12 protein-coding genes are annotated in these 14,059 nt (G+C 39.3%); 1 reads left to right on the forward strand and 11 read right to left on the reverse strand.

The features are described 5' to 3' along the window. Positions 1-117: 117 nt before the first annotated feature. The 7 genes from MED217_RS15615 to rsgA all read right to left on the reverse strand — a co-directional run bounded on the left by MED217_RS15615 (position 118) and on the right by rsgA (position 9,147). Positions 118-1,341: a 3-phosphoshikimate 1-carboxyvinyltransferase gene (locus tag MED217_RS15615; RefSeq protein WP_009781516.1), complete on the reverse strand. Its 1,224-nt coding sequence runs from the start codon at positions 1,339-1,341 to the stop codon at positions 118-120. A gap of 31 nt (positions 1,342-1,372) precedes the next feature. Next, positions 1,373-1,699 carry a nucleotide pyrophosphohydrolase gene (locus tag MED217_RS15620; protein ID WP_009781517.1) on the reverse strand — a complete coding sequence of 109 codons (327 nt, stop codon included), beginning with the start codon at positions 1,697-1,699 and terminating at the stop codon, positions 1,373-1,375. Positions 1,700-1,768: 69 nt separating this feature from the next. Next, entirely contained in the window at positions 1,769-3,757 is a 1,989-nt protein-coding gene (locus MED217_RS15625; RefSeq protein ID WP_009781518.1) for a DUF3857 domain-containing protein, read from the reverse strand. 6 nt (positions 3,758-3,763) lie between these two features. After that, positions 3,764-5,779 carry a transglutaminase family protein gene (locus tag MED217_RS15630; RefSeq protein WP_009781519.1) on the reverse strand — a complete coding sequence of 672 codons (2,016 nt, stop codon included), beginning with the start codon at positions 5,777-5,779 and terminating at the stop codon, positions 3,764-3,766. A 1-nt stretch (position 5,780) separates the two neighbouring features. Continuing rightward, positions 5,781-7,682, reverse strand: coding sequence for a DUF3857 domain-containing protein (locus MED217_RS15635; protein WP_009781520.1), 1,902 nt, complete (start codon positions 7,680-7,682; stop codon positions 5,781-5,783). A 47-nt stretch (positions 7,683-7,729) separates the two neighbouring features. After that, complete coding sequence (gene dtd / locus MED217_RS15640) at positions 7,730-8,182, reverse strand: D-aminoacyl-tRNA deacylase (RefSeq protein WP_009781521.1); 453 nt, start codon at positions 8,180-8,182, stop codon at positions 7,730-7,732. Between the two features lie 11 nt (positions 8,183-8,193). Beyond that, on the reverse strand, positions 8,194-9,147 hold the full coding sequence (gene rsgA, locus MED217_RS15645) for a ribosome small subunit-dependent GTPase A (protein WP_009781522.1): 954 nt from the start codon (positions 9,145-9,147) through the stop codon (positions 8,194-8,196). An 87-nt stretch (positions 9,148-9,234) separates the two neighbouring features. Here rsgA and MED217_RS15650 point away from each other — a divergent pair, with 87 nt between their 5' ends. Beyond that, positions 9,235-9,687: a hypothetical protein gene (locus MED217_RS15650; RefSeq protein ID WP_040533744.1), complete on the forward strand. Its 453-nt coding sequence runs from the start codon at positions 9,235-9,237 to the stop codon at positions 9,685-9,687. Between the two features lie 201 nt (positions 9,688-9,888). Here MED217_RS15650 and MED217_RS15655 read toward each other — a convergent pair whose 3' ends face one another. Genes MED217_RS15655 through MED217_RS15670 form a run of 4 tightly spaced genes read right to left on the reverse strand, consistent with a single transcriptional unit; the run spans position 9,889 to position 13,825 of the window. Then, complete coding sequence (locus MED217_RS15655) at positions 9,889-10,980, reverse strand: bifunctional 3-deoxy-7-phosphoheptulonate synthase/chorismate mutase type II (protein ID WP_009781524.1); 1,092 nt, start codon at positions 10,978-10,980, stop codon at positions 9,889-9,891. 28 nt (positions 10,981-11,008) lie between these two features. Next, the gene (locus MED217_RS15660) at positions 11,009-11,869 is read right to left on the reverse strand and encodes a prephenate dehydrogenase (RefSeq protein WP_009781525.1); all 861 of its coding nucleotides are present in this window, start codon (positions 11,867-11,869) and stop codon (positions 11,009-11,011) included. Beyond that, on the reverse strand, positions 11,856-13,004 hold the full coding sequence (locus MED217_RS15665) for a pyridoxal phosphate-dependent aminotransferase (protein ID WP_009781526.1): 1,149 nt from the start codon (positions 13,002-13,004) through the stop codon (positions 11,856-11,858). The genes MED217_RS15660 and MED217_RS15665 overlap by 14 nt, the downstream gene beginning before the upstream one ends. Further along, positions 13,001-13,825, reverse strand: coding sequence for a prephenate dehydratase (locus MED217_RS15670; protein WP_009781527.1), 825 nt, complete (start codon positions 13,823-13,825; stop codon positions 13,001-13,003). Before MED217_RS15670 ends, MED217_RS15665 begins: the two co-directional genes overlap by 4 nt. Positions 13,826-14,059: the final 234 nt, after the last annotated feature.

The raw sequence follows: 14,059 nt of genomic DNA on the forward strand, positions 1-14,059 counted from the left end.
TTTTAGGTATTTAAAATAGCGTGCAAATATACAACCTCAAGGTAGGGGTTGTCAAGTAAATCGACGATTAATTTGATCACCGCACTGACTGCCTGAATTTACAAGCGAAATGATGTGCTAAACCTCTGAAATCTTAAAGCCTAAAGCGTGTAGGTCTTCCCAGAAATCAGGATACGATTTATTGACCACTTCGGCATCTTCAAAAAGAATTGGAGCGCGCAAAGCGAAAGGCGCAAACGCCATAGCCATACGATGATCCTGATAGGTTTTTATGGTCACGTCTGACTGAAAATTGGTTTCTCCTTCTAAATGCAAAGATTTATCGGTCACCGAAATATGCGCACCTAATTTTGTCAATTCGGCTTTAAGCGCTTCCAGTCTATCGGTTTCTTTGATTTTTAATGTATGCAACCCATAAAGGTCACAACCAACGCCCAGACCATAACAGGTTACTGCGATCGTCTGCGCAATATCCGGACTGTTTGCCAAATCAAACTCTACACGTCTGGGTTTAGGTTTTTCAACTTTCTCAAGCGTTACAGCATTTGCTTCAAAAGTGGTTTCAACACCCAATTTCTGATATAATTCTGCCAATACAGAATCTCCTTGTAAGCTATTTTCTTTATAGCTTGAAATTTTCAGCTTTGCCTTATCACAAAGCGCTACCAGACTGTAATAATACGACGCGCTACTCCAGTCTGATTCTACGACCATTTCTGAAACGTTGATCGCACCGGCTGGTTTAATATTAATCTGCTGCCCTTCAAAACTGCTTTCGATTCCTAACTGCGTAAGAAGCGATCGGGTCATTTCGATATAAGGTACAGAAGTGATCTGGCCTACGAGGTCAATTTCAATTCCGTTAGGCAAAGAAGCGCCTACCATCATCAATGCAGAAATGTATTGACTGCTCACATTTGCAGCAAACGAGACTGTACTCTTGGTGAGTTTTTTTCCTTTGATCAAAAGCGGTGCGTAACCTTCATTATTCATATAGGAAATATCTGCACCCAAATCTCTTAACGCATCAACAAGTAAACCAATAGGACGCTCTTGCATACGCGAACTTCCTGTAAGGATGGTTTCTCTACCTTCAAAAGCAGCGAAATACGCCGTTAAAAAACGCATTGCGGTACCCGCGTGATGTATATCTACAGTCTTTTCTTTTGAAGCCAATGCCTTTTGCATAACCTGACTATCGTGACTGTTAGATAGATTTTCAATTTTAAAACCTCCGAACAAAGCTTGCAGCAAAAGCAATCTATTGCTCTCACTTTTAGAGCCTGTAATTTTTATTTCTCCGGCTAGTTGCGGTTCTTTTTGGTCGAGTTTGAGTATCAAAATGCGTGGTTTTGGTTGGTGGTTAATGAGCTTACTGAAGCTTCTTATTGTTGTGATGCCTTTCGTGATCTCTTTTGGTTTTAAGATCAAGCTTTTTATCAAAAGCTTCTTGCAGATCAATACCGGTTTGATTGGCTAGACACAATACGACAAAAAGCACATCGGCAAGTTCTTCACCCAGGTCTTTATTCTTGTCGCTTTCCTTCTCGCTTTGCTCGCCATAGCGACGCGCAATAATACGCGCCACTTCACGTACTTCTTCGGTAAGCTGCGCCATATTGGTCAATTCATTAAAATAGCGAACGCCGTGATTATTGATCCATTCATCAACTGCTTTTTGAGCATCATCAATTTTCATAGGTATCATCTTTATGAAGATGCTAAATTAAGGTAAAGCAAAAAAATTAACGCAAACTCATACGGCTTATTAAATACTTTTCTGAAGAATCACTTTTTCAGCTTCTTTAGTGATACGCAATTTGAAAAACTCTTTTAGGTCTAAGTAACTGTCAACAGGAATAAAATTATCTTTTAAATCAAACTTGGTCATCACCTGAAGTGTGTTTCCTGAATTGTTTATCGAATACGTAAAACTCCCCATATCACCGGGCAAAACTATCCTAGATGCCTCGGGCAATTGCTGCACGGTATACCCTTGAGGCAACTTGATTGTGATATTTATATTTTGACTCACCGGATAATCAAATTCTACAGGAGTTAAACGTTCATCGGCCTTAAATGGATTTTCATCTAGTCTTAAAAACACTAACGGATTAAGATACATCTGGCCGGGAACTTGATCTACCGCTTGGTCTATTACAAAATCAAGAGACTCGGTTATGGGCTTGTCTAAAAGTTCTAGCGATTCCATTTTATGATTTGTGATCTGATCTACTCCAAAGTAATCTACGCGCTCATTCTTCCAATCTACAAGGGATTTATTTCCTATTTGATGGCGTAATTCTAAAGCTTCTAAACTACTAAAACGCTGCTTCAAGACTCCGGTTAACTTTCCATCCTCTGTCAATTCAGCAGAAATATAACTATCTCGCCTAGGACTTATCGTTTCTAATAAATCAAGCTCTTGAGAAACTCCCGCGGCATTGATCATTCTACCTTTCCAGTTATAAACGCGAGTAGGTAAAATATTGGGCGCGCTCAGCTTATCTGTAGCGTCAAGCAAAGTGGTTTTTAGACCATTCCTGATTCCCACAACTACATAATTATAACCTTCTCGGGTAGGATATAAAGGAATACCATATTGCTTTGTACTTATCAAAACCGGATTTGCCTGTACTCCGCATTCGCGTAAAAGCACCGTTAAAAGCAAGTTTATTTCGGCAACATCACCAGATCCTTTATCGTAGGCTTTATTCACACCATCTTCGGTAAATTTTCCGTAGTTCTCGTTCCAAGTTACTTTTGACTTTACATATTTTAACGCAGCATCAATACGCTCTTTAGTTCCGCTGTTATTTGCCACGATGCTTTCTGCTACTTTTTTTATAAAAGATGAAGGGTTCATTTGCCCTCCAAATTCTTTTGCTTTAAAAATAGATTTTGCAACCTCTTCCCATGTAGTCGCATATTCCTTTTTCTCCCCCTCATTAATTTCAGTCGAAATCAATTCATAAACAACACTCCAGCGATAATTTCTAGGATTCACCAAATACACCTCGTCTTTTATTGCGGGTATATCGGTATAAGTATATTCGGCAACCAGTTCTTTAAAACTTGCATAGGTAGATGTACCGTAACTATTTTGAAAACTGAAACCACCGTCTGCAACAGATTCTTTGGGCTTGATATCAAAATAGCCTTTTCTAATTCTTCTAAACTGAAACATTCCAGGAGTTCTGATCTTGGCATAATAATTAACAACCGGTATAGACTCCTGAAGGACCAAATCATCAATCTTATAGTATGGCGAAACTGTTTTGTAGCTCCATTCTACAACACTACCCACCTGCACATCCGGCATGGTAAATGTGGTTTCATCCCAGTGCTCTGAGCGCTCATTTTCAAATACACCTTCTTTATCGATTTTGGTCTTTTCAATTTTACCATCAACAAGGTTGTAAGTGACTGCTTCTATATCTTCTACGCGCTCTTTATCACCATTGCTTTTATAACTCAAAATTTGCTTTGTTGCATAATCTAAACCTTCTTTAGAAAGGATCTTGATGCGCTCTGTAACCTCATTCACAAACATAAAACCTGATGTGCTTTTATAGTCAACATAGGTTTCCCGAATTTTATTCAGATAAACCGCAGGAGCTAAAGAATCTTTGGCGTAGACTTTCATCTCAAGTTCCGCTTCAGAAACTTTATCAAGATCATAGTCCTGAGCCAAAAGCAATTGAACGCTCATCAATGCAACTACAAAGAGTGTGCTTTTCAGTCTTAGATGATTCATTAAAAATTAAATTTTTGTAAGTACGATTTTTTCATTTTGTTTGGTCACGATCATCTCATAGAACTTTTTTAGATCCTGATAGTAATCTGGAGCTATAATTGAAGAATTGAGAGAAAAATCGGTAGAAATATTAATACTATTTCCCGATTGTGAAACCCGATAAGCAAATGAAGCAAGCTTGTCTGTCATATTATACAAAACGCTTTCAGGAATACTTTCTACAGTGTATCCTTCTGGGATTTTAATATTAATGATGTAGCGATCTTTCCAAGGGTATCTAAAATCTATAGGATGTAAACGCTCATCAGACTTAAAAGGATTTTCGTCTGTTGCTTTGTGCATTAATGGAGACACATAAAGCTTATCGCCTACTTCTTCAATACCGCTCAACAATTCAAAATCATAAGCTACTTCAAGAGGCTCATAAACATTATCAAGATTCTCAAGCGCCAAGCCATCAAGCTCTATCCCAGAATACATGCCTTCAAAAGCTTTCAATTGATCATCTTGAGAGCTCTCCCCAAATTTTTTCCTGAATAATAAACCGTAGTTACCAGTATATCTACTTTTTAAACTTCCTGTTGTGGTTAAATCAGCATTGATCTCGGTACTGATCAAGGTGCTTTCTGTAGCGTGTGCCGAAGGATAAAGACTTACCCATTCTGAAGATCCATCTTCACGAATCATTCTACCATTCCAGTTTAATAAATTTTCATCCAGTAAATCTGGAGCGCCTTTCTTATTGGTCGCATCCAACAAAAAGATATGATCTTCTAATTTTGCTCCGGCGATCACATCGTTAAAGCCATTTCTCGTAGGATAGACCGGGATCCCATTATCTCGAGTGCTCAATATCACCGGGTTTGCATCTATCCCGGCATAACGCAACATACTTACCAACATCAAATTAATATCTGCACTATTCCCTACTCCATTTTTATAAGCTTCTTTGACACCTTCATCTGCATAAACGCCTATGTAGTTGTTCCAAACCATTTTTTGCTTTACATATTCAAATATGCGTGTAAGCTTTTCTGATGGACTTGTCGCACCTGCTATAACTTCATCAATGGCATCATCAAAAAATCGCGTTGAATTTAGCTGACCTCCAAAATTATCAGAATCATAAATACTCTTAGAAACCGCTTCCCAACTACTGGACATAGTTTGTAGCGGCTCTCCCGGGAAATTGGTAAACGAAAGCTCAAAATTTAATGCCGCTTTGTAGTTGTCAATATTAGACGAGAATGCTTCTTCACGCATTGCCGGGATATCAGACGCGGTAACTTTATACCCTTTTCTTTGAAAATCTATTGTACGCGTCTCTAACCTTGGGCGGTCTTTGGTCTGAAAATTTCCTGTTGAAGATCCCTGTCTTACAGAATAATTTATGCGGTCTGCCTGACTTGTTTCTTCTACATTTAATGGCAGTAATCCTTTTCTGTGTAATTGATACACCAACCATTCTGGAGCATAAAAACTTACATCTACCTGATTTACCGGAATTTCCTCCTGAAGCCTAATTTCGTCAATTGATGAATAATATGGAGAGGTTATTTGGTATTGAAACTCGATCACACAACCGGGCTTTAAATTGGGCATCGTAAACTTCTTCAAATCATAGAACTTGTTTTTCTCTTCTTCAAAGATTCCATCGTTGCGCAATTTGGTCTCTTCAATTTTACCATCTTCTAAGGTATAGGTAACACCCTTTATCTTGCCTACACTTTCATTTTCTGAACCTCCCGTGTATATCGGAATATTTTGAGTCGCCCACTCAAAACCGTCAGAATTGTAAATTTTAATACGCTCAAAAACTTCAGTAGTTAATCTAAAACCACTGTTTTGATAATAATCGAGATGTGAATATTGCTCTCTATACAAGATAGCCGCATCGCTTTCTGAGTCTTTTGGATGCGCCTCTTCCTGAAGTTCTTCTATAGAAACCTTCCCGAATCTAAAGTCTTGGGCAAAAGCTGTTGAGGCAACTAGCAAGAAGGCTAAAAGCGTAATTTTATGCATATTATAGTTTTTTAATTAATACTTTTTGGTTATCCTGTTTTACAATTGATTTATAAAAATCTCGATACGTCTCATAGGCTGCTTTGTCATACTGGCCTTCATTGAATTTTAAAGATCTCTTATACAGAAGCTCAGAACCCTCCAGAAGATATTCGGTAGTATAAGAACCAAACGCTTCTTCTATTTTTTCGCCTTCAGGTAAAGCATCTACAGCGTATCCTTCGGGTACTTGAATACGGACTTCCTGATTCTGGATGGTTCCTCGTAGAATGATCAAATCTGATTTTCGTTCAGCATATCTTGGAGGAATTGCGTCTCTAGTAAGCGCGAATGTATTAGGCCGAAGTAGAAAATCCTCACCTACTTTTGTCGCATAATTTGAAGCCTCGGCTTTCATGCGCTCATCATATGTAATGCCCAAACGATCGTTATTAAGCTCAATCGCACTCACCGAAAGATTATTGATCGCATCAAATGTTGAGTAATAATGATCTGTAAGCTCCTTTTGATCCATGCGATCAAGCTGCATACGGCTGGAGTAATAAATCCCTTTTGAGGAGCGACTCAGACTTCCTTCTAATCCTCCGTTTACATCAAACTTAAAATCTGCATAAAGCTTTAACACATTTTGATCTTGCTCATACTTAGTGGTTCTCGCGAGTTTCCCGCCATCTTCGGTAAGTAATAAAACATCCCGGTCATCGGTAAATGTGCCCATATAACCAAATGGAGTTTCCTGACTTGTACATTCAAGAAATTTGATTTCGTCCCCCAACTGCACGCCTAAGATGGCATGATTTCCTTGTATGGCTACCACATCTGTCTCAAGAGACTCTTTACCGGGATCACCATATAAAACAGTATAGTAAGATTTGATACCTACCGCTTTAAGCAAACTTTGCGTGTAATTACTTAAGGCTTTACAATCACCATAGCCTAAGCGGTGTACATCTGAAGCATTCATAGGTTTCCAGCCGCCAATTTCTACCTGAACACTTATGTAGCGTACTTTATCTTGTACATATTGATAAATAGCTCGGGCTTTGGCCTCATCATCTTCTAGATTTGCAACTAAGGCACGCACTTCAGCTAGAGTAGCTTCATCTAGATCTTGCGTATCTTTTACCAGATCGTTGTACATCCAGCCTCCAAAATCCTTCCAGGTTTTAGCGATTCCGGGGACACCTTCAAGATAAAAACTATCAAAAAAACATTTTACACGTGGTACGCGTTTATCTAAAGCAGGTGAATGATATTCCCAGGTAATGGGTGCTATATCCTTGGCGGTCCAAATCGTTCGATCTTCTAGTTCTTCTTTTTCAATAGCATAGCCTTCAAAATGCGTTTCTTTAATATGCGGTTTTTGTTCCTGCGGGTAGATTACCGTAAATTTTGAAAATTCCGTACCGCTATCATATTTAGATATAGGCATCCAAGGTCTGATAAAAGCGGTCGTCTCCGAGGTAGTTTCAGAAGTAAATTGGATTGTAAATGGGTAGGATGTTGGTGTGTAATCAAGATATAATACCCTTCTATCTTCATAAAGAGAACCTCCAGAAACTGCACTAAAATCCTTAAAATCGCGTTTTTTGATCTTATCCTTTTCCCGGCCGGCCATGTCGTAGATAACGGCCTCAATATCATTTACTTTGGAATTATTACCATAATACGCATACGCCGCTACATCACCTAAGCCCACCTTATTGTAAACCGTCACAACGCGTGAGATCGTTGTTTTCAATTTACCGGGATCTGATAAATCTAAGGTAATTTCTTCGTTCCTAAGTACGCTATCTGCTCCTTGGGAAAGTTCAGGATTGACGGTTAATGCAGAAAGCTCTAAATTTTGACTAAATGCCGTTGCACAGACAACATTTAGTATTAAGAATAATTTTTTTGCCATATAAAAGATTGAATGGCAATATAATAAAATCTTAATATAATCTTAAATTATTCCTTATTCTTCGAATCAATATTTATGGTGACTGGTCCGTCATTGATAAGTGCTACTTTCATATCTGCACCAAACTCGCCTGTTTTAACCTGTCGCTGAAGCTTTTGCGAGAGCATTCCTGTGAATTTTTCGTAAAGCGGAATCGCCTGATCTGGCTTTGCTGCTTTGATGAATGAAGGCCGGTTTCCCTTTTTGGTTGAGGCAAATAGAGTAAACTGACTTATCAATAAAATCTCGCCACTTTTATCGAGAATACTTTCATTCATCAAGCCCTCGTCATCACTAAAAACACGCAGCCCTATAATTTTTGAAGTGAGCCACTCGATATCCTCTTCGGTATCTTCGGCAGTAATGCCTAAAAGAACGACAAAGCCTCGACCTATTTTACCTTTGATCACATTATTTATAGTGACTGAAGCTTCACTTACTCGTTGTATAACAACACGCATACCTTTTTGTTTTAAGAGTTTTGATCGTAGACATTACGACGGTAATTTTCTTCATCACCTTCAATGATCTGCTTATAACTCTGATATCTTGACCAGTGCAGTTCATCATGTTCTAGGGCTTCTTTTACAGCACATTTAGGTTCTTCTAAGTGCAAACAATTATTGAATTTACACTGCTCTTTAAGCGCAAAGAATTCAGGAAAATAATCGCCCAACTCTTCCTTTTCCATATCAACTACCCCAAAACCTTTGATCCCCGGAGTATCAATAATTCGGGCATCAAAACTAAGGTCAAACATTTCTGCAAAGGTTGTTGTGTGCTGACCTTGCATATGCTGGTCACTGATCGCCTTGGTTTTAAGATCAAGAGCCGGCTCAATTGCGTTAACAAGAGTTGATTTACCCACACCACTATGACCCGAAAACATACTGGTTTTTCCTGTCATCAGTTCTTTTACCTGATCAATATTTTTACCGGTTTTTGCTGAAATGCCAATGCAGGTATACCCGATTTCACGATACATTTCTGCGAGGTATTTTACCTCACCAAATTCTTCAGCAGAAAGGGTATCTACTTTATTAAAAAGTAAAATCGCTTCGATTCCATAAGCTTCACAAGTCACCAGAAAGCGATCTATAAACGCCGTAAATGTAGGTGGATTATTTAGCGTAATGATTAAAAAGCAACGATCGATATTTGCAGCGATTATGTGCGTTTGTTTTGAAAGATTGACCGATTTGCGAATGATATAGTTTTCACGATCCTCAATCCCCTTGATCACACCGGTCACAGCATCGCTTGTTTCTTCAAGCTCAAAAACCACACGATCTCCAACAGCTACAGGATTGGTACTCTTAATACCCTGAATTCTAAAGCGTCCTTTGATGCGGCAATCATAAAAATTGCCGTCTGCATCTTTTACACTATACCAACTGCCTGTTGATTTATAAACTGTTCCTTTCAAAAAAACTTTTTACTAATTTAATCCTGTAAAACTACTTTATTTAAAAATAACTAAAATCACTTATCTCTAAAATCCTACAGTATGAAAATCAAAACTACACTTCTTCTATTACTTAGCTTACTAAGTCTACCACTTTGCGCTCAAGTGATGGAATATCAAACCGTAACCGTAATCGAATCTATCATCCCTAACGGAATTGGCCGCTCTAGAATGATCTCTACCGAAGCTGAACGTGACTACAAAGAGTTTACCAGCGAACGCTCTGAAGAAGATAACTCCAGAAACAAATCAAGTCGAGGGGACATTCGCGTAAAGAATTTTGAAGAAACCAAGCTGCTTAATTTTTTCAACTTGGGCGGAATACGTTTTCAAAACATCGCAGCAAATGATGCTGTAGTGACCTCAAAAATCAATGCGATGGCTGAAGAAGGCTGGGAACTCGCATTTGTAAACAGTGGTGTAGAAAGCTACGGCGGTAAAGATGATGAAAACGGAATTTATGTTACCCGCTATATTTTTAAAAGACCAAAACAGGAATAGTAAACTACCTCAGGGCAAGCCCACGATGCATTGATTGAAAACGAATTTTCAATTTCGAGGCAAGCCTCGGAGTATTAAACTCCTTTGGCAGAGCCAATAAAAACACCAAGAGATAAGACTAGCAGGTATTTTACCTGTTGGCGTTGTCAATAAAAAAGGCGCTCACTGAGCGCCTTTTTTATATTTACTATGTATAAAAGCCTAAGCTTCTTCCATTCTAGAAATTTTCTTCTGGTGATTGATCGATTCTTGGTGAATCGCTTTGAAAACACGTAGAATAAATTCTTCACTCAAGTTGTGCTTCTCTCCTTCTAAGATCATTGCACCTAAAATCTCATTCCATCGTTTAGACTGAAGGATTGCAACGTTATTTTCAGTTTTAAGTTCGCCTATAGCATCAGCGATCTTCATACGCTTCCCTAAACTTTCGATCAATTGATGATCAACTACATCGATCTGTGTACGCAGCGTATTCAGTTTATTATTGAATTCAGCAGCTGTCCCTTCTTCTTTACGAATTTTTAGATCTTTCATAATCTGCACCAAACTCGCCGGTGTGATTTGCTGTTTAGCATCACTCCACGCATTATCTGGATCGTAGTGGGTTTCAACCATGATTCCGTCGTAATTAAGATCAAGACCGGTCTGGCATAGATCAAAAATAATATCACGACGCCCGGCGATATGTGATGGATCTAAAATTAATGGAAGGTCCGGAAACTGGTTTTGTAAATCAACAGCAACTTGCCATTCTGGATTGTTACGGTAACGGGTTTTCTCATAGGTTGAGAAACCTCTGTGAATCACACCAAGATTTTTAACATCCTGCGTATAAAAACGCTCCACAGCCCCTAACCATAAAGCCAGATCAGGATTCACCGGGTTTTTAATAAGAACTGTTTTATCTGTTCCTTTAAGCGCTTCTGCAATTTCTTGAATATTGAAAGGAGAAACGGTGGTACGTGCACCAATCCATAGAATATCTACATCGTGTTTTAACGCAAGCTCTACGTGATTAGGATTTGCAACCTCGGTAGTTGTAAGCATACCGGTTTCCTCTTTAGCTTTCTGAAGCCATTTCAAACCTAGCGCTCCCACACCTTCAAACATTCCCGGGCGGGTACGTGGTTTCCAGATTCCTGCTCTAAAAACAGTAGCATCTGTGTCTTTTAGCTCATGAGCAATTTTTAATACTTGCTCTTCAGTTTCTGCGCTACAAGGACCTGCGATTACAAGCGGATGATCCAGATTGAAAGCGTCTAACCAGTTTCTAAGTTCTTTCTTATTTTCCATATTCAACAAATTTACAGCTTTTAGCTGATTACGATAATCCTTTAAGTATTGATTTTATGTGGTTTGTATTGTGCATTTCATTAAAAACCTCTTCATAATTTTCGGCTTCTAGAACATTTTTGAAATGCGTTAAATTATTGATGTATTCGGTTAAGCTTTCCAGCACGTTAGCCTTATTTTCTTTAAAAATAGGCGTCCAGGTTGCCGGATTACTTTTTGCCAGACGTACTGTGGAAGCAAATCCACTGCCTGCCATATCAAAAATATCTTTTTCGTTTTTCTCCTTTTCGATCACGGTTTTCCCCAGCATAAAGCTGCTGATGTGTGACAAATGCGAAACATAAGCAATATGCTTATCGTGCGAATGCGGATTCATATACCGAATTTGCATAGACAAGGCTTCAAAAATTTGCATGGCCTTTGCCAATAGATCTTCACGCGTTTGCTCTACCTCGCAAAGAATCATGGTTTTGTTTTTATACAAATTCTCGATCGCTGCTGAAGGTCCCGAAAATTCAGTTCCTGCAATGGGGTGTGCTGCCAAGAATTGATTGCGCTTGGGATGGTCTTGAACCGCATCACACACGCTGCCCTTAGTAGAACCCACATCCATCACCAAAGCATTGGGTGCAATCGCGTCTAAAACCGGTGGTAAAAATAAATTGGCTTGATCCACAGGAATCGCCAAGATCACCAAATCTGCTTGGTTGATCGCTTCAAATCGTGCCGGATGATCGATCACGCCCAGACCAACGGCTTCATCCAGATGATCGTCATTGTTATCAACCCCATAGATGGTACTCTCTGGCAACACGCGTTTTAAGTCACGTGCCAACGAACCTCCAATAAGTCCGATTCCTAGAACGAATATGTTTTTAAAATCTTCCAATGGCTTCTTTAATTTTATCTTCGGTTACACAAAGTGAAAAGCGAATGTACCCGGCTCCTTGTGAACCGAAAATACTTCCCGGCGTAATAAACACGCTTTTATTGATCAAAATATCATCGATAAAAGCTTCGGCAGCTCCTGCTCCTTCGGGTAGTTTTGCCCAGACAAACATGCCAGCTGCATTTTTATCGTAAGTGCACCCCAATACATCTGCCAGCTTCCATACTTGCTCACGGCGTTTTTCATAAATGGCGTTCAAGCCGTCGAACCACGCTTCTCCTTCAGTCAATACGGCTGCTGCGCCCTTTTGAATTCCGTAGAACATTCCGCTATCCATATTACTTTTTACAGTAAGCACCGTGCTTACATAGTCTGCAGCACCAAGCAACATCCCAACACGCCATCCGCTCATATTGAAAGACTTACTCAAAGAGTTCAACTCAATAGCTACTTCTTTTGCTCCCGAAACGCTTAAAATGCTCTGCGGATTTTCATTAAGAATGAAACTGTATGGATTGTCGTTTACTAAAAGAATCTCATTTGCTTTTGCAAACGCCACAAGCTTCTCAAAGTCGGCAGTAGTCGCTTTTGCTCCTGTAGGCATATGCGGATAGTTTACCCACATCAATTTCACCTTACTCAAATCTCTTTTTTCCAGAGCTGAATAATCAGGCATCCAATTATTTGAAGCGTCCAGATTGTAATAAACCGGCTCAGCTTCAACCAAACGCGTTACCGAAGTATAGGTTGGATACCCTGGATTCGGAATCAACACCTCGTCTCCCGGATTCAGGAAAGCCATGCTGATGTGCATTATGCCTTCCTTTGATCCCATCAAGGGTAAAATTTCGTCTTCAGGATTTAGCGTTACCGCATATCGCTTTTGATAAAAATCTGCCATAGCCTCAGTAAGCTGAGGAAGTCCTTTGTAACTCTGGTATTGATGTGCAGGCCCATCTACCAGCGAACTTGTCAAAGCTTTAATGACGTGTGGCGGCGGAGCCAGATCGGGACTACCAATACCCATATTGATTATAGGTTTCCCGGCAGCTGCAAGAGCACGCACTTCTTTTAGCTTACGCGAAAAGTAGTACTCAGAAGTTTGGTTAAGCCTGTTAGCCGATGCTATAATCATGATTTTCTGTTTTTATATTCACCAAGAATTTTAAATTCCTGAGCCATAATATCTAATAGTTTTTTAGCCTTTTCAAAATCTGCATAATCCTCAAAGGTTACATCTACGAAAAACGAATATTTCCAAGGCGTTTCAATGACTGGGAGCGACTGAATCTTGGTCAGATTGAGCCTGCAATCACTCATTACATTTAAAACCGCAGCGAGGCTTCCGCGTTTGTGATCGGTCAAAAATTTAACCGAAGCTTTATCGGGAACATCTGCCTCTGTACGTCCGTTAGTATTCAGCACAAAAAAGCGTGTTGAATTGTCTTTAATGGTCTGAATATCGTGAGCGATGACATCTAACCCATAAATTGAGGCCGCTGTAGTTCCGGCAATAGCCCCTATTCCTTTCAAGTTTCCATCAGCAATTCGCTTTGCAGCACCTGCAGTATCATCATCTTCTACCAGCCTAATGTGTTCTTTATCCTTAAAGAATTCTTTACACTGCAAAAGCGCCATAGGATGCGACCACACTTCGTGAATATCTTCAAGCTTCTGGCCCGGCATCACCATTAAATTTTGACTTATGGCTAAGTAGCGCTCTCCTTCAATATTTAAATTATGATGATCGAGTAAAGCATAATTGGGGATAATGCTTCCTGCAATAGAATTTTCAATCGCCATTACCGCATCGGTCGCCTCTCCCCTTATAAGTCTATTCACCAACTCTTGAAAGCTATTGCAATCAATCACTTCAACATCTTCACTAAAAAAATCCTGAGCGACTTTATGGTGAAAAGACCCTTTAATTCCTTGTATGGCTACTTTGTGTTTCAACTGTTTAGCTTCGGTTTATAACAAAAAAAATCCCGATTTTTTAAATCGGGACCCTATATGATATTGTAATACTATACGTTACTCTATAGCGGCCCCATCTCTTTCCAGAAGAAAAAGAAGTAATAGCGGTTATAAAAATAAAGTACGTTAGACATGTGTTTCTTTTATTATGCTGCTAAAGTAACTAATTAATTAAGAACAGCTTTAAAAGCCTTCTATTTTTACAGATATCCA

The organism is Leeuwenhoekiella blandensis MED217 (assembly GCF_000152985.1).
Lineage (GTDB): Bacteria > Bacteroidota > Bacteroidia > Flavobacteriales > Flavobacteriaceae > Leeuwenhoekiella > Leeuwenhoekiella blandensis.

Excerpts from the sequence above, each read along its gene's own strand:
- MED217_RS15630 (WP_009781519.1), bottom strand. The coding sequence starts at position 5,779 with ATGCATAAAATTACGCTTTTAGCCTTCTTGCTAGTTGCCTCAACAGCT.
- dtd (WP_009781521.1), bottom strand. The coding sequence starts at position 8,182 with ATGCGTGTTGTTATACAACGAGTAAGTGAAGCTTCAGTCACTATAAAT.
- MED217_RS15620 (WP_009781517.1), bottom strand. The coding sequence starts at position 1,699 with ATGAAAATTGATGATGCTCAAAAAGCAGTTGATGAATGGATCAATAAT.
- MED217_RS15655 (WP_009781524.1), bottom strand. The coding sequence starts at position 10,980 with ATGGAAAATAAGAAAGAACTTAGAAACTGGTTAGACGCTTTCAATCTG.
- MED217_RS15635 (WP_009781520.1), bottom strand. The coding sequence starts at position 7,682 with ATGGCAAAAAAATTATTCTTAATACTAAATGTTGTCTGTGCAACGGCA.
- MED217_RS15625 (WP_009781518.1), bottom strand. The coding sequence starts at position 3,757 with ATGAATCATCTAAGACTGAAAAGCACACTCTTTGTAGTTGCATTGATG.
- MED217_RS15665 (WP_009781526.1), bottom strand. The coding sequence starts at position 13,004 with ATGATTATAGCATCGGCTAACAGGCTTAACCAAACTTCTGAGTACTAC.